Origin of the sequence: Phenylobacterium sp. (assembly GCF_036963605.1) — a bacterium.
Classification (GTDB): domain Bacteria; phylum Pseudomonadota; class Alphaproteobacteria; order Caulobacterales; family Caulobacteraceae; genus Phenylobacterium.
The window spans coordinates 15,995-35,740 of sequence record NZ_JBALUY010000033.1 but is presented as its reverse complement, the minus strand read 5'-3'; the positions used below and the strand labels follow the sequence as shown (position 1 = coordinate 35,740).

General features: G+C 68.6%; 20 protein-coding genes. 7 read left to right on the top strand and 13 right to left on the bottom strand.

Annotated features, from left to right (window positions below; genetic code table 11):
• The coding region (locus tag V7702_RS08255; RefSeq protein ID WP_335649635.1) for a CYTH and CHAD domain-containing protein at positions 1-1,366 on the bottom strand (1,366 nt) is incomplete at its 3' end.
• A gap of 95 nt (positions 1,367-1,461) precedes the next feature.
• Between V7702_RS08255 and bioB the strand changes: the two genes are divergently transcribed.
• The 3 genes from bioB (at position 1,462) to V7702_RS08240 (ending at position 4,255) form a co-directional block, all read left to right on the top strand.
• Positions 1,462-2,457 (top strand): biotin synthase BioB, encoded by a 996-nt coding sequence (gene bioB / locus V7702_RS08250; protein ID WP_335649634.1) that lies wholly within the window; start codon positions 1,462-1,464, stop codon positions 2,455-2,457.
• Positions 2,458-2,561: 104 nt separating this feature from the next.
• A complete protein-coding gene (locus tag V7702_RS08245) occupies positions 2,562-3,497 on the top strand; it encodes an ABC transporter ATP-binding protein (protein ID WP_335649633.1) in 936 nt (311 codons plus the stop codon).
• Positions 3,494-4,255: an ABC transporter permease gene (locus V7702_RS08240; RefSeq protein WP_335649632.1), complete on the top strand. Its 762-nt coding sequence runs from the start codon at positions 3,494-3,496 to the stop codon at positions 4,253-4,255. The genes V7702_RS08245 and V7702_RS08240 overlap by 4 nt, the downstream gene beginning before the upstream one ends.
• A 21-nt stretch (positions 4,256-4,276) precedes the next feature.
• Here V7702_RS08240 and V7702_RS08235 read toward each other — a convergent pair whose 3' ends face one another.
• The 5 genes from V7702_RS08235 to V7702_RS08215 form a co-directional block, all read right to left on the bottom strand.
• Positions 4,277-4,549 (bottom strand): HPr family phosphocarrier protein, encoded by a 273-nt coding sequence (locus tag V7702_RS08235; RefSeq protein WP_335649631.1) that lies wholly within the window; start codon positions 4,547-4,549, stop codon positions 4,277-4,279.
• A complete protein-coding gene (locus tag V7702_RS08230) occupies positions 4,546-4,950 on the bottom strand; it encodes a PTS sugar transporter subunit IIA (RefSeq protein ID WP_335649630.1) in 405 nt (134 codons plus the stop codon). Before V7702_RS08230 ends, V7702_RS08235 begins: the two co-directional genes overlap by 4 nt.
• Positions 4,951-5,038: 88 nt before the next feature.
• The gene (locus V7702_RS08225) at positions 5,039-5,452 is read right to left on the bottom strand and encodes an HPr kinase/phosphorylase (protein ID WP_335649629.1); all 414 of its coding nucleotides are present in this window, start codon (positions 5,450-5,452) and stop codon (positions 5,039-5,041) included.
• Positions 5,449-7,074 carry a sensor histidine kinase gene (locus tag V7702_RS08220; protein WP_335649628.1) on the bottom strand — a complete coding sequence of 542 codons (1,626 nt, stop codon included), beginning with the start codon at positions 7,072-7,074 and terminating at the stop codon, positions 5,449-5,451. The genes V7702_RS08225 and V7702_RS08220 overlap by 4 nt, the downstream gene beginning before the upstream one ends.
• The gene (locus V7702_RS08215) at positions 7,043-7,753 is read right to left on the bottom strand and encodes a response regulator transcription factor (RefSeq protein ID WP_335649627.1); all 711 of its coding nucleotides are present in this window, start codon (positions 7,751-7,753) and stop codon (positions 7,043-7,045) included. Before V7702_RS08215 ends, V7702_RS08220 begins: the two co-directional genes overlap by 32 nt.
• A gap of 187 nt (positions 7,754-7,940) precedes the next feature.
• Here V7702_RS08215 and V7702_RS08210 point away from each other — a divergent pair, with 187 nt between their 5' ends.
• Positions 7,941-9,653, top strand: coding sequence for a hypothetical protein (locus V7702_RS08210; RefSeq protein ID WP_335649626.1), 1,713 nt, complete (start codon positions 7,941-7,943; stop codon positions 9,651-9,653).
• Here V7702_RS08210 and pseC read toward each other — a convergent pair.
• Together pseC and pseB are read right to left on the bottom strand one after the other, a co-directional pair.
• Complete coding sequence (pseC, locus tag V7702_RS08205; protein ID WP_335649625.1) at positions 9,650-10,813, bottom strand: UDP-4-amino-4,6-dideoxy-N-acetyl-beta-L-altrosamine transaminase; 1,164 nt, start codon at positions 10,811-10,813, stop codon at positions 9,650-9,652. The genes V7702_RS08210 and pseC overlap by 4 nt on opposite strands.
• 4 nt (positions 10,814-10,817) lie before the next feature.
• Positions 10,818-11,873 carry a UDP-N-acetylglucosamine 4,6-dehydratase (inverting) gene (gene pseB, locus V7702_RS08200; RefSeq protein ID WP_335649624.1) on the bottom strand — a complete coding sequence of 352 codons (1,056 nt, stop codon included), beginning with the start codon at positions 11,871-11,873 and terminating at the stop codon, positions 10,818-10,820.
• A 96-nt stretch (positions 11,874-11,969) separates the two neighbouring features.
• Between pseB and V7702_RS08195 the strand changes: the two genes are divergently transcribed.
• Entirely contained in the window at positions 11,970-12,404 is a 435-nt protein-coding gene (locus V7702_RS08195) for a hypothetical protein (RefSeq protein WP_335649623.1), read from the top strand.
• Positions 12,405-12,418: 14 nt separating this feature from the next.
• Here the strand turns inward: V7702_RS08195 and V7702_RS08190 are convergent, their stop codons facing one another.
• The 3 genes from V7702_RS08190 to V7702_RS08180 are packed head-to-tail and all read right to left on the bottom strand — an operon-like array spanning position 12,419 to position 14,194.
• The gene (locus V7702_RS08190) at positions 12,419-13,195 is read right to left on the bottom strand and encodes an SDR family oxidoreductase (RefSeq protein ID WP_335649622.1); all 777 of its coding nucleotides are present in this window, start codon (positions 13,193-13,195) and stop codon (positions 12,419-12,421) included.
• A gap of 40 nt (positions 13,196-13,235) precedes the next feature.
• Positions 13,236-13,535: a 4a-hydroxytetrahydrobiopterin dehydratase gene (locus V7702_RS08185; RefSeq protein ID WP_335649621.1), complete on the bottom strand. Its 300-nt coding sequence runs from the start codon at positions 13,533-13,535 to the stop codon at positions 13,236-13,238.
• Positions 13,532-14,194 carry an HAD-IA family hydrolase gene (locus V7702_RS08180; RefSeq protein WP_335649637.1) on the bottom strand — a complete coding sequence of 221 codons (663 nt, stop codon included), beginning with the start codon at positions 14,192-14,194 and terminating at the stop codon, positions 13,532-13,534. The genes V7702_RS08185 and V7702_RS08180 overlap by 4 nt, the downstream gene beginning before the upstream one ends.
• Positions 14,195-14,322: 128 nt before the next feature.
• Here V7702_RS08180 and V7702_RS08175 point away from each other — a divergent pair, with 128 nt between their 5' ends.
• Together V7702_RS08175 and V7702_RS08170 are read left to right on the top strand one after the other, a co-directional pair.
• Complete coding sequence (locus tag V7702_RS08175) at positions 14,323-14,700, top strand: hypothetical protein (protein WP_335649620.1); 378 nt, start codon at positions 14,323-14,325, stop codon at positions 14,698-14,700.
• 119 nt (positions 14,701-14,819) lie between these two features.
• Complete coding sequence (locus V7702_RS08170) at positions 14,820-15,608, top strand: hypothetical protein (protein ID WP_335649619.1); 789 nt, start codon at positions 14,820-14,822, stop codon at positions 15,606-15,608.
• Positions 15,609-15,787: 179 nt separating this feature from the next.
• Here V7702_RS08170 and V7702_RS08165 read toward each other — a convergent pair whose 3' ends face one another.
• Both V7702_RS08165 and gyrB read right to left on the bottom strand, forming a co-directional pair.
• The gene (locus V7702_RS08165; protein WP_335649618.1) at positions 15,788-17,215 is read right to left on the bottom strand and encodes an amidase; all 1,428 of its coding nucleotides are present in this window, start codon (positions 17,213-17,215) and stop codon (positions 15,788-15,790) included.
• An 89-nt stretch (positions 17,216-17,304) separates the two neighbouring features.
• On the bottom strand, positions 17,305-19,743 hold the full coding sequence (gene gyrB, locus V7702_RS08160; protein WP_335649617.1) for a DNA topoisomerase (ATP-hydrolyzing) subunit B: 2,439 nt from the start codon (positions 19,741-19,743) through the stop codon (positions 17,305-17,307).
• Positions 19,744-19,746: the final 3 nt, after the last annotated feature.

Genomic DNA, 19,746 nt, shown 5'->3' with positions numbered 1-19,746 from the left:
AGAGCGCCGCGCCCTCCAGGGCGAGGCCCGTGAGCAGGGCCTCGGCCGAGACTGCGTCGTTCAGGGCGCCCAGGGATTCCTGCAGCTTCTTGGTCTTCTTGATCAATCGGCGGGCGGTCTTGTCCTTGAGCAGGGGCCGGAAGGCTTCAGCCCCGTAGCGCAGCTTCTTGGCCTGGATGCGGGTCTTGTGGCGGGCCTCGTCGCTGAGGTTCATCAGGTCGGCGCCCTTCTTCTCCAGCTTGCGGCGGCGGCGCGACAGCGCCTTGGCGGCGAAGTCCTCGGCGCTCCCGCCGCCGTCATCCAGGGCGCCCAGCCAGGCGCCGGTTTCGATCCAGGCGTAGAGTTCCAGCAGCAGGGCGCGGAAGCGGGTGGAGGCCACCGCCCCCCGGGCATGGGCGTGGGCGCTGCCCCGGGCGGTCTCCAGCGCCTGGCCCAGATCGGCCAGTCCGTGAATGGCCGCCGCGCCCTGGGCGGCCGGCCGATAGGTTTCGTCGATGAAGACGTCGAGGTTGCGGGCCTCGTCGCAGGCGCCGGCCAGCCATTTCAGCTCGCCCTTCAGGGGCTCGAACTGGTCATCGGCGATCAGCGGCTTGAAGGTGGTCATGGCGCTGCGCAGCCGCCGGGCGGCCACCCGCAGCTGGTGCAGGGCTTCCGGGGAGTCGGCGCCGCGCAGGACCAGCCCGTTGGCGGCGATCTGCGCCAGGGCCGAGCGGGCTATGGCCTGGAAGGCGGCCGCGGCGCTCATGCCCCGCTTCAGATCGGGCTGGTCGTGGCGCCTGGCTGAACGGCCGCCGTCGGCCAGGGCGAACCCCTGGTCGGCCTTGGTCTCGAAGCTGAGATAGAGGGGCGCCACCTCGAAGAGCTCGCGGGCCAGGGCGAACAGGGCGGCGGGGGCGCCGGTCTTCAGCTCCAGCTCCACCTCGCAGACCGTGGACTTGCGCCGCCCGGCGCGAACCTCGCCCTGGTCCACGGCCAGCTCCACCTGGGCGCCGTCGCGAGTCAGGATGCGTTTGCGCCGGTGGACCTTGACGGTGAACAGCGGCTCCAGGCGGGCGATCTCGTCATCCCCGATCAGCTCGCGCAGGGCGGCGTGTTCGGGGTCAAGCTGGTCGGTCTCCAGCGTGGTCTCGTCCTCCTGGCGGCGCAGCCCTGAACCGGCCTTCAGGGTCTGGAGGCGGCCCTTCGGCTCCTGGCGGATGCGCAGGCCGGCGCCCAGTTCACGCAGACGGCGCTCGGGCGTGTCGAAGTAGGTGGCGCTGAGATCGGCCGCGCTGTCATCGAGGCCTTCGGCGGCGGCCAGCAGGGCGTCGAGATCTGCGGGCTCGCAGAGAAATTTCAGCTCGATCTCTTCGTTCGCCGTGCCCATGATCCGTCCCTTCGAAGAGTTTTCCTCCCGGGCCGGGCGGCCTATAGGGAGAGAAAATGCGATGACCCGGCCGCGCCGCCGACCAGGAGTGCTCCATGAACGCGCCAATCCGCCATGTCGACCCCGCCCAGCCGCGCCACGACTGGACGCTGACCGAGATCGAGGCGCTTTTCGAGCGCCCCTTCATGGAGCTGGTGTTTGACGCTGCGGCCATTCATCGCCGGTGGTTCGATCCGTCCGAAGTCCAGCTCTCCCAGCTCCTGTCGGTGAAGACCGGCGGCTGCGCGGAAAACTGCGGCTATTGCAGCCAGTCCCAGCACTTCAACACCGGGGTGGCCGCCAGCAAGCTGATGGAGGCGCAGACCGTGATCGCGGCGGCCGCCGAGGCCAAGGCCGGCGGCGCCCAGCGCTTCTGCATGGGGGCGGCCTGGCGCGACCTGAAGGATCGCGACCTGCCCAAGGTTGCCGCCATGATCTCCGGCGTGAAGGCGCTGGGTCTTGAGACCTGTGCGACGCTGGGCATGCTGAAGCCCGAACAGGCCCAGGCCCTGAAGGACGCCGGCCTCGACTATTACAACCACAACCTCGACACCGGTCCGGACTATTACGATCAGGTGGTGACCACGCGGACATATCAGGACCGGCTGGACACCCTGGCGGCCGTGCGGGACGCAGGGCTCTCCACCTGCTGCGGCGGCATTGTCGGCATGGGTGAGACTCGTCGCGACCGCGCCGGCCTGCTGCATGCGCTCGCCACCCTGCCGGCCCATCCCGACAGCCTGCCGATCAACGACCTGATGCCGATCCCCGGCACGCCGCTGGGCGACAGCGAGGCGGTGGACGGGCTGGAGTTCGTGCGGATGATCGCCGTGGCCCGCATCGTCTGCCCCAAGGCGGTGGTGCGCCTCTCGGCTGGGCGCGAGCACATGTCGCGGGAACTGCAGGCGCTCTGCTTCCTCGCCGGCGCCAATTCCATGTTCGTGGGTGGCAAGCTTTTGACCACCAGCAATCCGGACAAGGACACCGACGCGGCCCTGATGGCCGAGCTTGGCCTTCGCCCCATGGGGACGGGCGCGACCGTCGCGGCCTGAGCCCTCTCAATTTCCGGCGCATGTCGGATTAGCGCCTTCCGCGACGTCCTCGGGTCTAGCTTCGCCGGGTCGGGGCGCCTATCTGGCTGTGACGCCGAGGGGGAGTGCTGCGGTTGTCGTCTATCGTGTCCGTTAAAGGTCTGACCAAGACCTATGCCGGGGGATTCCAGGCGCTGAAGGGCGTCGACCTGGAGATCCGCCAAGGGGAAATCTTCGCCCTGCTCGGCCCCAATGGGGCGGGGAAGACCACCCTGATCTCGATCATCTGCGGCATCGTCAACGCCAGCTCCGGTCAGGTGCAGGCCGACGGCCACGACATTGTCCGCGAATTCCGCGCCGCCCGGACCAAGATCGGCCTGGTGCCGCAGGAGCTGTCCACCGACGCCTTCGAGACCGTCTGGGCGACGGTGAAGTTCAGCCGCGGCCTGTTCGGCAAGCCGCCCAATCCCGCCCATCTGGAAAAGGTGCTCAAGGACCTGTCCCTCTGGGACAAGAAGGACACCAAGATCATGGCCCTGTCGGGCGGCATGAAGCGCCGCGTGATGATCGCCAAGGCCCTGTCCCACGAGCCCAAGATTCTCTTCCTCGACGAGCCCACCGCCGGCGTCGACGTCGAGCTGCGCCGGGACATGTGGGAGATGGTCCGCGCCCTGCGCGAGAGCGGCGTGACCATCATCCTGACCACCCACTATATCGAGGAGGCCGAGGAGATGGCCGACCGGATCGGGGTGATCCGCAAGGGCGAGATCATCCTGGTCGAGGAAAAGGACGTGCTGATGCGCCAGCTGGGCGAGCGGCGCCTGACCCTCCAGCTGCAGAGCCCGCTGGCCGCCATCCCGCCGGAGCTGGCCGCAGAGCCCCTGGAGCTGGCGGCCGACGGCCACGAGCTGATCTACACCTTCGACGCCCAGGCCGAGGACACCGGCATCGCCGCCCTGCTGCGCCGGCTGGAGGCCAACGGCATCGACTTCAAGGACCTGCAGACGCGGCAAAGCTCGCTGGAGGACATCTTCGTCAGCCTGGTTAGGGCGCCCCAATGAACCTCTACGCCATCAAGGCCATCTACCAGTTCGAACTGGCGCGGACCTGGCGGACGCTGATGCAGTCCATCGCCTCGCCGGTGATCTCCACCTCGCTCTATTTCGTGGTGTTCGGCTCGGCCATCGGCTCGCGCATGGTGGAGATCGACGGCGTCAGCTACGGCGCCTTCATCATCCCCGGCCTGATCATGCTGTCCCTGCTGACCGAGAGCATCTCCAACGCCTCGTTCGGCATCTACATGCCGAAGTTTTCCGGCACCATCTATGAGGTGCTCTCGGCGCCCATCTCGGCGGTGGAGATCGTCGCCGGCTATGTGGGCGCGGCGGCCACCAAGTCGATCATCCTGGGGCTCATCATCCTGGCCACGGCGCGGATCTTCGTGCCCTACGAGATCGCCCATCCGCTGGTGATGATCAGCTTCCTGGTCCTGACGGCGGTGACCTTCAGCCTTTTCGGCTTCGCCATCGGCATCTGGGCCGACGGCTTCGAGAAGCTGCAGATCGTGCCCATGCTGGTGGTCATGCCGCTGACCTTCCTGGGCGGCAGCTTCTATTCGATCAGCATGCTGCCGCCGGTCTGGCAGACGATCACCCTGTTCAACCCGGTGGTCTATCTGGTCAGCGGCTTCCGCTGGAGCTTCTACGGGATTTCCGACGTGAACATCGGCATCAGCGTCGCCATGACCCTGGGCTTCATGGCGCTCTGCCTGACCGCCATCGGCTGGATGTTCCGCACCGGCTACAAGCTGAAGGCCTGAGGCGCAGGACCTAAAGGCCGCCTACTGGTCTTCCTCGAAGCGGGCGGCGACCAGGGCGCACAGCGCCTCCAGGGCCTCTTCGGCCTGCTCGCCCTCGGCGGCGATGTGGATGGTGCTGCCGGGACCGGCGGCCAGCATCATCAGGCCCATGATCGAGCGGGCGTCGACGGTCTGCCCGTCCTTGGAGACCTGGATCTCGGCCTCGAAGGACGAGGCCAGCTTGACGAACTTGGCCGAGGCGCGGGCGTGCAGACCCCGTTTGTTCAAGATTTCGACCGTGCGCTCGACGGTCATTTTTCGCCGGCCAGGACGTAGGAGGCCACGGAGATGTACTTGCGTCCCGCCTCCTGGGCGGCCGAGACGCAGTCCTCCAGGCCGCAACGGGCGCGCACGCTGGCCAGCTTGATCAGCATGGGCAGGTTGAGCCCGGCGATCACCTCGGCCCGGGTCTGCTCCATCACCGAGATGGCCAGGTTGGACGGGGTGCCGCCGAACATGTCGGTCAGCAGGATGACGCCGCCGCCGGTGTCGGCCCGGGCGCAGGCGGCCAGGATGTCCATCCGGCGCCGTTCCATGTCGTCATCGGGTCCGATGCAGATGGCCTCCACCGCGCTCTGCGGTCCGACCACGTGCTCCATCGCCGATACGAACTCTGCGGCCAATCGCCCGTGCGTAACGATCACGAGCCCGATCATGGCAACGCTCTCAAAGGCTATCCCCTGTCGGCCCCGCCGCGGCAAGAATGCGGGCCAGAAGCCGGCTGTGATACGCGCCTTCCGCGCGTCATCCAAGTGTGTCCAGGGCGCGACCCAGTTTCGCAGGCGCTGAGTTCTCAAGCGGGGCGAGCGTTATGATGGGCAGCTCTACCTCAAGATGTCTCACAGTTTCGCGATCCGGCAGCCTTTCTCCCTGACCGAGCCGCACCGCCAGGACGATGGGGGCGAAGGGCAGGGCGGGAGTGGGCAGGACGCCCAGATTGCGCACCTCCATCAGCCCCGCCAGGCTATCGGGCGCACGGCCGAACAGGCGTCCGTCCGAACGCCAGATCAGCACCCGGTCGTCGGCGACCAGGCGAAAGCCCACTCCCAGACATCGCAGGGCCAGATCGCTCTTGCCGGCGCCTGAGGGGCCTTCGATCATCACGCCGCGCCAGCCCCCGGCATCGTAGCGGGCGATCAGGCCGGCATGCAGGATCACCGGCGGGCCTCGGGCAGGATGACGGTGAAGCGGGCGCCGGCCACGGCCGTGGTGTCGGCCTCGCCGTCCGCGCCTTCGACCTTGCGGTTCTCGGCGCGCACCGAGCCGTCATGGGCCACGACGATCTGGCGGACGATGGAGAGACCCAGGCCGGAATTGCCGCCGAAGGCCGCCCCTTTGGGCCGCGAGGTGTAGAAGCGCTCGAAGATGGATTCCAGGTTCTCCGGCGGGATGCCTGGCCCATCGTCATCGATGGTGATGAAGGCCCGACCCCGCTGCCGCGACAGGCCGACCCGGACCTCGCCGTCCGGGGCGCTGAAGGACCGGGCGTTGTCGATCAGGTTGCGCAGCACCTGGCCCAGCGCCCCTTCTTGCCCTGAGACCATGACCGGTTCAGCGGTCTCGGAGGGCGTGAAGACGACCTCAGGTTCGCCGGGCCGGACGGTGGCCTGATAGAGGGAGACCACATCGGAGATCAGCCGCCGCAGGTCCACCGGTGTCGGCGTCTCCCGGGAAAGTTCGGCGTCCAGCCGTGAGGCGTTGGAGATGTCGGTGACCAGGCGGTCCAGCCGCTGGACGTCGTTCTGCAGCACCGCCATCAGGCGATCGCGGGCCGCCGGCTCCTCCACCAGGCCCAGGGTCTCGACGGCCGAACGCAGCGAGGTCAGGGGGTTGCGGATCTCGTGGGCCACATCGGCGGCGAACCGCTCGATGGCGTCGATCCGCTCCGACAGGGCGTGGGTCATGTCCTCCAGGGAGCGGGACAGGTCGCCCAGTTCATCGTCCCGGCGGGAGATGTCGGGCACCGAGATCGCCCGGGCGCGGGCCAGGCGAACCCGGTCGGCGGCACGGGCCAGGCGTCGCACCGGATGGGCGATCAGCCGGTTCAGCAGCAGGGATGAGATCAGCGAGACGCTGATGGCGATCAGGATGAAGGGCAGCAGGGCGGCCCGCTCGGCGGCGATGATCTCGTCCACGTCGCGGGCTTCCAGGGTCAGCACCCCCAGCACGGCCTTGACGTGCTGGATGGGGATCGAGACTGAAACCACGCGCTCCTCGTCGGCGCCCATGCGCAGGCCCGCCCAGTGGACGCCGCGCAGGGCGGTGCTCACCTCGGCGCGCAGGGCGGCCTGGGCCTTGGCGGCTGCGGCGTCCTGGGGATCGTCTTCGCCGCTGAGATTGAGGTCGAGACCCGGCCCGTCCCCGCGGGTCCTGGCCGGCGGCAGGGTGCGCCATTCGACCCGATCCGACACCCAGTAGGAATCGGCGATCAACCGACCCTCGGCGTCGAACAGCCGCGCCCGCTGGGAGCGGGGATTGGAGAGCAGCTGGAGGATCTCAGACGCGTAGGCGGCGTCCATCATCGGCTCGGGCTCGCCCACGGTGGCGGCCTGGTCGATGATCGTGGCGATCAGCTCGCCCTGGGTGGTCAGGCTGTCGATGCGGGCGTTGACCAGGCCCCGGCGCAGTTCGTTCAGCACCAGGGCGCCGGAGATCAGGATCGCCAGCCCAAACAGATTCAGGACGATGATCAGCCGGCCAAGACGCGAGCCGGGCAGCCATCGCCACCCCTCGCGCCGGGGCCTGCGCTCAGGACTCGCGGTACCGGTATCCGACGCCATAAAGGGTTTCGATCGCGTCGAACTCAGGGTCGATCTCGCGGAACTTCTTGCGCATGCGCTTGATGTGGCTGTCGATGGTGCGGTCGTCCACATAGACCTGATCGTCGTAGGCCGCGTCCATCAGGTTGTCGCGGCTCTTCACGAATCCGGGGCGCTGGGCCAGGGACTGGAGCAGGAGGAACTCGGTCACGGTAAGCTTCACCGGCCGGTCCTCCCACAGGCAGTCGTGGCGGGCAGGATCCAGGGTCAGCTTGCCGCGCTTCAGCGCCCGGGCCTCGGCCTCGGAGGCCGTCCCCGGCGCCGGCTCTGCGCCGTCGGCGCCGGCCCGGCGCAGGACCGCCTTCACCCGCTCGAGCAGCAGGCGCTGGCTGAAGGGTTTGTGGATATAGTCGTCGGCCCCGAGGTTGAAACCGAGGATCTCGTCGATCTCGTCGTCCTTGGAGGTCAGGATGATCACGGGCAGCTCGCTGGTCCGCCGCAGTCGGCGCAGCACTTCCATGCCGTCCATGCGGGGCATCTTCACGTCGAGGATCGCCAGGTCCGGGGGCTCGTTCTCCAGGGCCGCAAGCCCGGCCGCGCCATCATAGAAGGCCTTCACGGAATGACCGTGGCTCTCCAGGGCGAGGCTGACCGAGGTGACGATGTTCTCGTCGTCATCCACCAGGGTGATATTGGCCATGTGGGAACAGGGCTCCTTCAGGTCTTCGGAGACGTGGGGCCAAGCTAGTCCTTCGTCGCGGTGGCCTCAATGTGGCGCGCTACGCCAGCCAAAGGTTAAATTCCCGAAAGAATTGCGCGTTCCGAGATCAATCGGACCTTAATTCTATTGGCCGATGTTCTGTCCCGGTCCTGGGGAGCGACCTGAGATGGAACGCGCCAAAGTGCATTACGAGGTTTTCGTCAAAAAGACGCCCGCTGCCGGGTGGACGCTGGAGATGGCGACGGAGAACCGCGCCCAGGCTCTGGCTGTGGCCGAGGAGCTCATCACCGAGCGCCGGGTGGCGACCGCGCGCGTCACCAAGGAGACGATGGATCTCGAGACCAACGAGTATCGCAGCGTCAATATCCAGACCTTTGGTCTGCCTGACAACGTTAAGACCAAGAAGGAGCCGGAGCGGAACGATCCGCTCTGCGTGACCCCGCAGGACCTCTATACCGTCCATGCCCGCGAGCGGATCGGCCGCTTGCTGGACGGCTGGCTCGTGCGGCAGAAGGCGACGCCTTTCGAACTGCTGCACCGGGCCGACCTGGTCGAGAAGCTGGAAGCCTCCGGCGTCGAACTGCAGCACGCCATCCAGAAGATCGCCGTGCCCGAGGCCCAGGCCCGCGGGCTGGGCGTGCACGAGGTCATGCGCACCTTCCAGGCCCTGGTGAGCCGGACGATCGAGCGCCTGCTGGGCGACGCCCGTCGCGGCGGCCTGCCCGACGTGGACAAGGAAGGCTTCGCCGCCGCCGCCGAACGGGTCTCCCGTGAGCCCGAGCGCGCCTATCTGCTGGGCGCCGGCGTGGCGGCCTCCATCGCCCCGGCCCGCGACTGGACCGACAAGGTCTCCCGCCTCCTCGACCTCGCCGACGCCGCGCCGATCGCCGGACCGCCCCGTGGCCTGGCCCTGCAGACCATCGAACAGCCCCTGGCCGAAATCCTCGGCTCCTCGGCCGGCCTCGAAGGGCTGATCGGCAAGGATCTGGATCTGGGCGTGCGCCTGGCGGCGATGACAAGACTGGCGGCGCACCAGGCGGTGGACGCCCTGATCCGGGCCGAGCCGTCGGTGGCCAAGATCATGCCCGAGCTGTCGGAGCCGGCCCAGCGCCTCGGGCGCTGGCTGGCCACCGAGGACTTCCGCGCCGTGCGCAGCGCCATCACCAAGCGGGTGTTGAAGGAACTCAACGGTCCCCGCCGCCTGATGCCGCAGGACGCCGAGGCCGAAATCGATCTGCTGCGCGGTCTGGCCATGGCGCTGACGGCGGCGGCTGGCGACATGGTCCCCCTGGACGACGTCCATTCGGCCTTCGTCAACCGCTCCAAGATGCTGGTCACCGGCGACTTCGTGAACGCCTATCTCGGCTCGGGCCGCACCTCTATCGAGGAGGCCGAGGCGCTGATGTGGCTGGTGGAGAACGTCATCGGCTCGGCCAACAAGCGGCAGGCCGTGCGCTGGCTGTCGGCGGTGGTGGGGTCGCTGGCCTTCGAAAAGGCCGCCCGCAACGCCGAGGTTTCCGCCGCACAGCGCCTGTTTTCCCTGGCCAAGCTCTACCGCGCCGTCGGCCGCGGGGGCCTGGCCAAGGAGGACTACCAGCCGATCCAGCAGAAGCTCGGCGACCTGGGCGGCCTGGCCGAGGCCGACGCCAAGGTGACGCAAGGGGTGGCGCGGGCCAATGCGCCGGTGACCCACCGCCTGACCCTTCTGCTCAAGCTCGCCTGCGGCGAGGCCGCGCCCCTGGGGCCGGCGGCCGACCGGGCCAAGGTTGAGGCGTTGAAACTGGTGCGGCTGGACGCGACCCGCGAAGAACTGGCCCGCTCGCCTGAGCGCATGGCCGAGGTGCGGACCCTGATCCAGGCCGCCGGCCTCGCGGCCTAGGGCTTCTGCAGGGCGCCGGCCAGCGCCTCCACCACCCGATCGACATCGCTGTCGGCCATGGCCGGATAGAGCGGCAGGCTCAGCGTGCGCTCGTACCAGGCCTCGGCGCCCGGCAGGCGCTGTTGGCCGTATCGTTCCCGGTAATAGGGCTGACTGTGAACCGGAATGTAGTGGACCTGGCTGCCGATTCCCTTCGCCCGCAGCCGTTCGACGACCGCGAAGCGGGTCAGCCCCAGGGCGTCGAAATCAATCAGCACGCTCATCAGGTGGGGAACCGGACGGCTCCACGGCGGCGAGGCGGCGGGAACCACCTGCGGCGCCAGGGCGGTCAACTGCGCCACATAGCGCGCCGCCAGGGAGCGGCGGCGGGCGGCGAACCTCGGCAGCTTGGCCAGCTGCGACTGGCCCAGCGCGCAGAGCAGGTCGGGCAGGCGGTAATTGAACCCCGGCTCGGCCATCTCGTACCACCAGGGATCGCCGCCTTCGGGCCGCACCATGCCGTGGCTGCGGAAGCGGCGCATCCGCTCGGCGAGGTCCGCGTCGGCTGTGGTGATCATGCCGCCTTCGCCGGTGGCGATGGTCTTGACCGGATGGAAGGAAAAGGTGGCGGCGGCCGACCAGCGCCCACTGCCGACGGCGACGCTGGCCCCGTCCTGGTGCTCGGACCCCAGGGCGTGGCAGGCGTCCTCGACGACCAGGGCGCCGGCCGCCTCGGCCAGGCTGGCGATGGCGGGAAGATCGACCACATCGCCGCGCAGATGGACCGGCAGGACCGCCGCCACCCGGCGGCCCGCGGCCTTGGCCAGGGCCTCGGACAGATCGGAGGGACGCATCAGGCCGCTCTGGGGGTCCACATCGGCGAACACTACCTCGGCCCCGACATAGCGAACGCAATTGGCCGTCGCCAGGAAGGTGGTCGAGGGCACGATGCAGACCTCGCCCTCGCCGACCTTCAGGCCCAGCATGGCCAGGTGCAGGGCCGCAGTGCCATTGGCGCAGGCCACCGCATGGGGCGCGGCCACGGCCTGGGCGAAGGCCTGCTCGAAGGCCTCGACCCGGGGGCCGGTGGTGAGGAAGTCGTCCCGCAGGGCGGCGCTCACCGCGGCGATGTCGTCGTCCTCGATGGTCTGGCGGCCATAAGGCAGGAAGGGCTCGGCCATGGGATCAGTCGGTGGCCCGGCGGCGGCGCGGAGGAACCCCGTCCTCCAGCAGATCGAGCAGCGGCGGGCCGCTCAGCCACTCGGAATTGGTGTCGCTGGCATAGGAGAAGTCCTCAGCCACCAGCGGATAGGCGCCGACGAAGGACTCCCGGGGGTACTCCACGAAGGCCGGCTCGATGGCGTAGCGGTCGCCGAGGTCCACGGTGGAGCGCGCATCGTCCACAGAGATCATCATCTCGTGCAGCTTCTCCCCGGGGCGGATGCCGACCATCTTGTGGGGCAGGCCAGGCCCCAGGGCCTCGGCCAGGTCGGTGATCTTGGCTGAGGGGATCTTGGGCACGAAGATCTCGCCGCCGCGCATCACCTCCAGGGACGACAGCACGAAGTCCACGCCTTCGTTCAGGGTGATCAGGAAGCGGGTCATGCGGGCGTCGGTGATCGGAAGCTCGGTGGCGCCGCGGGCGATCAGCCGTTGGAACAGGGGCGCGACCGATCCGCGGGAGCCGGCCACATTGCCATAGCGCACCACCGAGAACCGGGTGCCGATGTCGCCGGCCAGGTTGTTGGCCGCCACGAAGGTCTTGTCCGAGGCGAGCTTGGTCGCCCCATAGAGGTTGACCGGGTTGCAGGCCTTGTCGGTGGAGAGCGCCACCACCTGCTTCACCCGGTTGGTCAGGCAGGCCCAGACCACGTTCTCGGCGCCCAGCACATTGGTGTGGATGCACTCCGAGGGATTGTACTCCGCCGCCGGCACCTGTTTCAGGGCCGCGGCGTGGATCACGATATCCACCCCGCGCAGGGCGAGCGTCAGGCGTTCGCGGTCGCGCACATCGCCGAGGAAGAAGCGCATGCGGGCCATGTCTTCCGGGCCGTATCGCTCGGCCAGGTCGATCTGCATCTCATGCTGTTTCAGCTCGTCGCGGCTGTAGACGATCAGCTTGCGGGGTCGGGCGCGGGACAGCACCGCGTCGATGAAGCGGCGGCCGAAAGAGCCTGTGCCGCCGGTGACAAGGATGACCTTGCCGTCGAGGTCGAGCGAGGTTGGCGCGAAACGGCCCAAGGCGGCCTCCGAATGTGGCCCATGCGAATCTTAGCCGCAGTCTCGGGGCGCCCGCGTAAAGAGACCGCTAACCATAAGTGCGGCACACCGCCACGTATGGAACAGCCTTCGCGCCTGCGGCTCGCAGCCCTTCCGGCCCTGTTTGCGGCAAGTCTCGGCCTCTTCGCCGCCGGCGCGGCGTCCGCCGCCGGCGCGCCCAAGGGCGGCGACAAGAAGAAGGGCGGCGGCCTGACCTTCCTGCAGTTCCCCACGCTCACGGCCACCGTGGCCGGGGAGCGGGGGCGTCGGGCGGTCATGACCGTCGAGGTGGGTCTCGACATTCCCGACGAGAAGCTGCGCGCCCATGCCGAGCTGTCGGAGCCCCGCCTGAGGGCGGCCTTCTCCCAGAGCCTGCGGGTCTATGGTGCGGGCCTTAGCCCTTCGGCCCTGCCCAACGCCGACTATATCGGCCGCCAGCTGCAGCGGGACGCCGACCGGGTCCTGGGCAAGGCCGGAGCCAGGCTGCTGCTGGGCACCATCCTGGTGAACTGAGCGACCCCGCGGCCTCACATGGCCGAGATGCCGCCGTCCAGCTTCAGCTCGGCGCCAGTCATGAACCGGCTCTCGTCCGAGGCCAGATAGAGCACCGCATTGGCGATGTCCGACGGGGCGCCGATGCGCCCGAGCGGCACCTGCCGGGCCAGCTTGGACTCGGCCTCGTCCTTGCCGAACCGCTGGCGCAGGGGGTCGAGGATCGGAGTGTCGACAAAGGTCGGGTGGATGGAGTTCGAGCGGATATCCAGCCCCTGCTTGGCGCAGTGCAGGGCGATCCCCTTGGACAGCAGCCAGACCGCCGCCTTGGAAGCATTGTAGACCGGGCTGTTGTGGGCGGCGATCAGGCCGGCGATGGAGCTGATATTGATGATCGACCCCGGCTGGGCGTGACGCATGTACTTCAGGGCGTGCTTGGTTCCCAGGAAGACGGAGTCCACATTGACGCTCATCACCAGCTTCCAGTCCTCGTAGGACAGCTGCTCGATGTCGCCGCCCCGGCTGATCCCGGCGTTGTTGAGCAGGACCGAGATGCCGCCCATGGCTGCGTCGGCCTCTTCCAGGGCGTAGATCCACTGGTCCTCGCGGGTGACGTCCAGCGGCAGGGCGAAGGCGGTTCCCTCCCCATGCTCGGCGTTGATCGCCGCGGCCGCGGCCTTGGCCCCGTCGTGATTGATGTCGGCCAGGGTCACCTTGGCGCCCTCCTTGGCCAGGGCGTTGGCGGCGGCCTGGCCCAGCCCCTGGGCGGCGCCGGTGATGAAGGCCTTCTTTCCTGCGACCCGTCCGGTCATGTCGCGTCCCTCCCTGGGATCTATCTCTGGTGTCTAAGGCTCAGGCCTGCGGCCCGGCGACCTCGTCCATGAAGCGCGCCAGCTTGAGGTCCAGCTCGGTGACCCCGTCGGCGTCGTGGGTGGTCAGGGTCACGTCCACGCGGTTGTAGACATTGAACCATTCGGGGTGGTGGTCGAGCTTTTCGGCCATCAGGGCGACCCGGGCCATGAAGCCGAAGGCAGCGTTGAAGTCGGCGAAGCGATAGGTCCGCACCAGGGTCTCGCGATCGCCTTCGCCCGCGCGCCAGGCAGGCAGCTCGGCCAGGGCGGCCTTGACCCCGATGCGCCCAGGCCGGCTCATTGGGCGGGCGCCTCGACCGGAAAGGTCAGGCCCGTGGCGGCGGCCAGTTCGGCCAGGGTCTGGTCCACATCGACCACCTTGATGGCCTTCATGCCCAGCTGGGCGGCGGGCTTGCAGTTGACCCCCAGGTCATCGAGATAGACGCAAGACCCCGGCGCCACCGACAGGGCCTCGCACATCATCTGATAGATGCGCGGATCGGGCTTGCGCACCCCGGCCTTGGAGCTTTCGATCACATGGTCGAACAGGGGCATGATCTCGCCCATCAGGCCGCGGGGCTTCTGCGCCCCGTCGGGGCCCGGGCTGTGGTGGCTGACCATGTTGTTGGTGATGCAGCCGACCTTGAAATGGCCTTTGCAGATCTTCAGCGCCTCGACCATTCGCGGCCGGACCACGCCGGAGATCAGCGGCAGCACGTCGGCCCCGCGGATCGGGTGGCCCAGTGCGGTAGACTCTTTCAGGAACAGGGCGTCGAAGCCCGCCGTATCGATCTCGTTGCGCTCGAACAGGGCCCAGGCGTTGGAGTCGGGATTGGTCGCATTGACGCGGCGGATGTGATCCTTCGGCGCGCCGATCTTGGCCTCGTGCCGAGCGAAGGCCTCGAAGGGCGAAGAGGTGAACACCCCACCGAAATCCCAGATCACCGCCTCGACCGCCATCATCGCCATCCTTCGAACGCCTGTTTACGCCGCAACGCTAGACGCTTCCTGCGTCTGATGGAATCGCCGAGCCGCCGAATGGGCGTTCACCGGCTGGAAGCGGGGCCTGCGACGTGCCAGCTAGGGGCATGCTGTTCCGCGCCGCCCTCTCGCCGCTCGCCCGCCGCTATGCCGGTGCGGCCTTCCTCCTGTGCCTGGCGGCCATCCTCTATCTCTCCCTGGCGCCGTCCGAGGCGACGCCGGCGGCGGATCTCGGCTGGGACAAGGCCCGGCACGCCCTGGCCTATTTCGTCCTCACCGGCCTCGGCCTGTTCGCCTTCGGGCCTCGCCTGGTCCTGCTGGGGGGCGTTGTGCTGCTGGGCGCCGGCGTAGAGGCAGCCCAGGCGGCCATGGGCCTGGGGCGGCAGGGGGACCTGATCGACCTCGCCGCCAATCTGACTGGCGAGGGCCTGGCTCTGGGAATCTGGCTGGCCGCAAGCCAACTGCGCCCCCAGCCTGAGCGCTGAAAAGGCTTAATATTCCCGTGGCGCCACACGTCAGGGTGGGATTTGTTTCGCCCCAGGGGAGAATCCTACAGCGTTAACGAGGTATGAACGCGCAGCGTGCGGCCAAGGAGTTTTTCGCCATGCGTAAGCGTACCATTCTGCCGGTCTTCGCCGCCCTGGGCCTGACCCTGGGTCTCGCCGCCTGTGACGAGCGTCCGCCCAAGCCCGCCTTCACCGAGAAGTCGGCCTCGAAGGCTGGCGCTGAGGAGCCGGCGACCACGACCGCCGAGGCGCCCACCCTGCCGCCGCAGGGGCAGACGGCCGCCAATTGCTGCGCCTGCCCTCCGGCCCAGACCCCGGCCTGTCCCGAGGCCAAGCCTGTGCGCACCGCCAAGGCGCCGGCCAAGCCTGCGGCCCGGTCGCGCCCGGCGCCCACCCGGCAGGCCCGCGCCACGCCGGCGCCGCGCACGCCTGCGCCGGCCCCGCGGGACTATGCCCACCGCGGTCCTGCGCCGTCGCATGACGGGGGCTATCGCCGCTACCAGGGTCCCGACATCGCCACCCGCGGCGGCTATCAGGACCAGCGCCACGGCGAGTACGGCGGACAATACCGCGAGCAGCACCAGGGCCAGCACCAGGAGCAGTATCGCGAACATCGTCAGGAGCAGTATCAGGCGCGCCGCCATGAAGAGCAGCGCTACGCCTATGCGCCGCCGCCCCCGCCTCCGCCGCAACCCTATGTCAGCGGCCGGGTCGAGCAGTACGACGCCTATAGCGAGCATCGCAGCTTTTCCCAGCAGTCCAGCGGCTACGTCCAGGGCGTGGCGGCCGGCCCCTGCTGCGGCGGTCCCCGCGTCCAGGCCGCCGGCCGCGACGCCGGCGGCTATCTCACCTGGCCCGGCAAGCGCCCGCCTGCGCCCTACTACTGAGCCGCCGGGCTCTTAAACATCCATCTCAAATCCCGGGGGGGAGATTATGAGAATGCGTTCGCCCAGCGGCCCGCGCTTCAAGTGGTACGAAGTGGCTGCCGCCGTGGTCTTTGCGAGCCTGGCCCTGGTGATGGCCAAGCTCGGGATCGTCTACTGACCGGACAATAGGCCCGGCCGGTTCAGTTCCAGATCGGCGGCCGGCGGTCCTTCCAGGGCTGTTCCTTCTCCAGCTGGCCGGCCAGGCGATAGAGCGTCGCCTCGTCGGCGAAGCGGCCAGTGAACATCATCCCCACCGGCAGGCCGTCCTGCGACTGCCAGAGCGGCAGGGACAGGGACGGCTGGCCGGTGAAGTTGGCCGGCGGGGTGGTCCCGTAGGTGGCCGCCTGGCGTTTGTCGAACTCGCGGGTGTCGTCCATGTTCGGGTCGAGCCAGTCGATCCGGGGCGCCGGCGTGTTCATCACCGGGGTGAGATAGACGTCGAAATCCTCGAAGGCCGACAGGATCTGGCGGTTCATCACCCGCAGCTGCTGGAAACCCCAGAAGGCCTGCTGGCCGTTCAATCGCGTTCCGGCCTCATAGCCCCGCCGGGCCAGGGGGCCCAGCTCATCCGGGCCGGGCTCGCGGCCCAGCTTCTCCACCCACCGGGCCACATTGGCCGAGAAGTTCGAGGCGCTGGCCAGGCCCTGGGCGCGATAGAGCAGGCGGTAGTCGACGCCTAGGCCCTGCTCGAACACCTCGTGGCCCAGGCCTTTCAGCAGCTCGACCGTCTTCAGCAGATGGCCCAGCATCTCATCGGGGATCGGCCGGCCGCTGGGGGTCTCGGCCGACCAGGCGATGCGCAGGCGCCCCGGGCTCTTTTCCACCTCGGCCAGATAGGGGCCGTCCTTGGCCGGCGCCTGGAAGGGATCGCCGACCTGGGCGTAGCCGGTTGCGTCCAGCATGGCGGCGGAGTCGCGCACGGTGCGGCTGACCACGTGGTGGACCGAAAAGCCCAGGGCGCCGTCCACGATCTCGCAGATCGGGGTGCGGTCGCGGGTGATCTTCATCCCCACCAGGCCGCAGCAGGCGGCGGGAATGCGGATCGAGCCCAGGCCATCGCTGGCGTGGGCCAGGGGGACCATGCCCGCGGCCGTCGCCGAGGCCGCCCCGCCGGACGAGCCGCCGGAGATGTGGTCGGGGTTCCAGGGATTGCGGCAGGCGCCCAGCTGGTCAGAATTGGTGACGCCAGGAATACCGAACTCCGGCGTATTGGACTTGCCCAGCAGGACGACGCCTGCGGCGCGATAGCGGGCGACCAGTTCGCTGTCGGCGTCATCGGCGGCCACCTGGGCGAACCGGCTGCCCGAGGTCCGCGGCCAGCCCTGCACCTGGGCGCCCAGGTCCTTGATCAGGAAGGGCACGCCCTTGAACGGCCCGTCGGGCAGGTCGCCGGCGGCGGTGGTCCGCGCCTCGTCATAGGCCTTGTGGACGACGGCGTTCAGCACCCCGTTGTGGCGCTCGACCCGCTCGATGGCGGCCTCGACCAGCTCTGTGGGGCTGACCTCGCCCTTGGCCACCAGGGCGGCGAGCCCCAGGCCATCGTGCTCGGCATATTCGGTGAAGGCCATGGCCCAACTCCCTGCCGGTTTCCGGCTCTCGTTTCCTCAAGAGCCGAAGAGTTCAGGAGTTGGCGCGGCCTGTCCAGGCCTGGGGGCCGCTAGACGTCCACCTCGGCGTCCAGGGCGTTCTCCTGGATAAACTCCCGGCGGGGTTCGACCAGGTCGCCCATCAGGCGGGTGAACATGCCATCGGCGTCGTCGGCATGGGCCACCTTGACCTGCAGCAGGGTGCGGGCCTCCACGTCCAGGGTGGTCTCCCACAGCTGATCCGGGTTCATCTCACCCAGCCCCTTGTAGCGCTGGATGGCCAGGCCCCGGCGGCCGGCTTCCATGACGGCGTTGAACAGGTCCAGCGGGCCGCGCACGGTGGTCACCTTGTCCCGCCTGGCGAAGCTGGCCGGGGCGGCGAAGGTCTCGGCCATGGCGGCGGCGCGCTCGGCCAGGCGAAGGGCGTCGGCGGCGTGCAGCAGCAGGTCGTCCAGCACGACGCGCTCGGACACGCCACGGCGGACGCGGCTGAACACATAGCCGCCCGTGGCCGCGGTTTCGCCGCTCCAGGGACCATCGCCCTCCTCGGCGTAGAGGTTCAGGCGCTTGGCGGCGGCGTCGAGGTCGCCGTTCTCGCCCAGCAGACCGGCCAGAGCCGCCTGCTCGATGGCGAAGGCGGGCGCGCGGGAGGACAGGCGGTCCACATTGGCCTTGGCGCCGCGGGCGGTCTGAACCAGGGCGTGAAGGTCGGGACCGGCCAGCTGCTCGCCGGTGGCCAGGGTCAGGGTGGCGCCATCGACGCCCTCATTGACCAGGAAGGCCTCGAGCTCGGGATCATCCTTCAGGTAGCGGACCGACTTGCCCTTCGTGGCCTTATAGAGGGGCGGCTGGGCGATATAGAGATAGCCCCGCTCGATCACCTGCGGCATCTGCCGGTAGAAGAAGGTGAGCAAGAGGGTGCGGATGTGGGCGCCGTCCACGTCGGCGTCGGTCATGATGACGATCTTGTGGTAGCGGATCTTGTCGATGTTGAAGTCGTCGCGGCCGATGCCGGCGCCGAGCGCCGTAATCAGGGTGCCGATCTGGTCCGAAGACAGCATCTTGTCGAAGCGGGCGCGTTCGACGTTCAGGATCTTGCCGCGCAGGGGCAGGACGGCCTGATTGTCCCGGTTGCGGGCCTGCTTGGCTGAGCCGCCGGCGGAATCGCCCTCCACCAGGAAGATTTCGGACTTGGCCGGGTCCTTCTCCGAGCAGTCGGCGAGCTTGCCGGGCAGGGAGGTGATGTCCAGCGCCGACTTGCGCCGCGTCAGGTCGCGGGCCTTGCGGGCCGCCTCGCGGGCGGCGGCGGCCTCGGCGATCTTCTGGATGATGATCTTGGCCTCGTTCGGATGTTCCTCGAACCAGGTCGACAGCCCCTCGGACACCAGGCCCTCGACGGCGGGGCGCACTTCGGACGACACCAGCTTGTCCTTGGTCTGGGACGAGAACTTGGGATCGGGCACCTTGACCGACAGGACGCAAGTCAGGCCTTCGCGGGCGTCTTCGCCCGACAGGGAGACCTTCTCGCGCTTGGTGGCGCCGGAGCTTTCCGCATAGGAGGTGATCAGCCGGGTCATGGCCGAGCGGAAGGCCGCCAGGTGGGTGCCGCCGTCCTTCTGCGGGATGTTGTTGGTGAAGCAGAGCACGTTCTCGTGGAAGCCGTCGTTCCACCACAGCGACAGGTCGATCTCGACGTTTTCGCGGCGGCCGCGGATGACGATCGGATCGCGGATCAGCGGGGTCTTGGCCTTGTCCAGGTGGCGGACGAAGGCCTCGATGCCGCCCTCATAGGCCATGACCTCCTCGAAGGGCTCGGCCCCGCGGAAGTCCTTCAGCCAGATGGTGACGCCGGAATTGAGGAAGGCCAGCTCCCGCAGCCGGTGCTCGAGGGTCTTCCGGTCGAAGTCGATGAAGGCGAAGGTGGTGGTCGAGGGATAGAAGGTCAGCTCGGTGCCCGAGAGCGGCAGGCCGTTCTCGCGCATGGGCGCCTCGCCGGTCTCCACCAGGGGCGAGACGGTGTCGCCGCGGCGGAACTCGATCTCATAGGCCTTGCCGCCGCGATAGATCTTGAGCTTCAGCCAGTCCGACAGGGCGTTGACGACCGAGACGCCGACCCCGTGCAGGCCGCCGGAAACCTTGTAGCTGTTCTGGTCGAATTTCCCGCCGGCGTGGAGCTGGGTCATGATGACCTCGGCGGCCGAGACGCCCTCGCCCTCGTGCATGTCCACCGGGATGCCGCGACCGTCGTCGGTGACGGTGACCGAACCGTCGCCATTGAGGATCACCTCGACGCGGCTGGCATAGCCGGCCAGGGTTTCGTCGATGGCGTTGTCCACCACCTCATAGACCATGTGGTGCAGACCAGACCCGTCGTCGGTATCGCCGATATACATGCCCGGCCGCTTGCGCACCGCATCCAGGCCCTTCAGGACCTTGATGGATTCCGCGCCATATTCGGCTTGGCCGTTGCTCGTCGGCGTTTCGCCGGCGCCTTGGGTCTCGTCGCTCATGAG